A 1,308-nucleotide genomic window follows, 5' to 3' on the forward strand; every position below is an offset into this window, starting at 1 on the left:
CGCATCGTTGGCGTGAACGACACGTACACGGAGGGCAACGAGAACAAGTGCTACCTCGACATCGTCTACGACATTGCAGAAGGCGAGGAGGCAGGGCGCTATGCCGACGATTGGGGAAAGACCCACCCGTACGCGCACCAGTGTCGCCAGTGGTACGAAGGCAAGCACGAGGGCCGCTTCAAGTTCTTCCTCAACTGCCTCGAGGTTTCCAACAAGGGTAGGTTCAGCGCAGCCGATTGGGCAAAGACGTGCGACGAGTCGAAGCTGATGGGGTTGGAGTTCGGTATCGTCTTGCAAAAGAAGCTAGACACCAACACGAAAGGCGAGGACACGGAGTTCTTGGAAGATCGCGGAGTGTACGCAAGCCAGGACATCCGTAGCGGAGACTTCAAGCTGCCCGAACCGCGCAACGTCCGTGAGGGGATACCCGCAGCGGCCCCCATGGCGGCTCCGGTGGTTGATACGGTCTATGACGAAGACATCCCGTTTTAAGCCATGTCGCTGACGATAATCGAGGATACCCGGCAGCAGCTAGGCGAGCATGAGCAGAAAAACGAATGGTGGGGCGCTGAGGGCGTATCTGTCATCCGCTGCAAGCTGGCGTGGGGGGATTACATCCTCCCGCCGCCGGTTAGCGTGGACACCAAGCGAAACATCGCCGAGCTGGCGCAGAACATAGACCAGCAGCACGACCGTTTCCGCGCCGAGTGCCTGGGAGCGCGCGATGCCGGGTGCCAGCTTGTCATCCTCGTGGAAAACGAACACGGCGTGCGCTCTCTCTCCGACCTTGCCGGGTGGATGGAAAGCAGCAAGGACTTCGCTAAGCGCAAGGGAGCAAAACGCCGCTACGAAGGGCTGAGGCTCGCCAAGGCGTGCGCCACAATGTCGCGCAAGTACAGCGTGAGGTTTGAATTTTGCGCGCCGGAGGAGGCGGCTGCACGCGTGGTCGATATATTGACGGAAGGAGGGAGCCGCGATGGCTGAATCGCTAAAGGATGCGGCGCTCTCATGTGTCGCTAGAAACTGGGCGGTGTTCCCGCTTGTAGAGCGCGACAAGATACCGGCCGTCAAAGGAGGGTTCCAGGCGGGCACCGTCGATGCCGACCAGATAGGGCAGGCATGGGAGCATCGGCAAAACATGAACGTGGGCGTTGCGACAGGCTCCATGTCGCGCGGACTCGTTGTTATTGACCTCGACGTGGACGAGGCGAAGGGCGAGAACGGCCTGGACACGCTGCACGAGTGGGAAAGGGAGTACGGAGAGCTTCCTGATACGGTGACGGCGATCACCGGCCGTGGAGGCATGCA

The 1,308-nt window shown here is 60.5% G+C and carries 2 protein-coding genes and 1 pseudogene; all 3 read left to right on the plus strand.

What is annotated here, in order from left to right; translation table 11 throughout:
* Nucleotides 1–492 (plus strand): annotated as a pseudogene (locus tag RR842_RS14600) (hypothetical protein); the annotation flags it as partial.
* Nucleotides 493–495: 3 nt separating this feature from the next.
* Complete coding sequence (locus tag RR842_RS14605; RefSeq protein WP_332725336.1) at nt 496–984, plus strand: hypothetical protein; 489 nt, start codon at nt 496–498, stop codon at nt 982–984.
* On the plus strand, nt 977–1,308 hold a 332-nt coding region (locus tag RR842_RS14610; protein WP_332730299.1), incomplete at its 3' end, for a bifunctional DNA primase/polymerase. The genes RR842_RS14605 and RR842_RS14610, both read left to right, overlap by 8 nt.

The organism is Gordonibacter sp. (assembly GCF_036667095.1).
In the GTDB taxonomy this organism is placed as follows: Bacteria; Actinomycetota; Coriobacteriia; order Coriobacteriales; family Eggerthellaceae; genus Gordonibacter.

Bases quoted from the DNA above. Each gene is read 5' to 3' on its own strand.
- RR842_RS14605 (WP_332725336.1), top strand. From the start codon at position 496: ATGTCGCTGACGATAATCGAGGATACCCGGCAGCAGCTAGGCGAGCAT.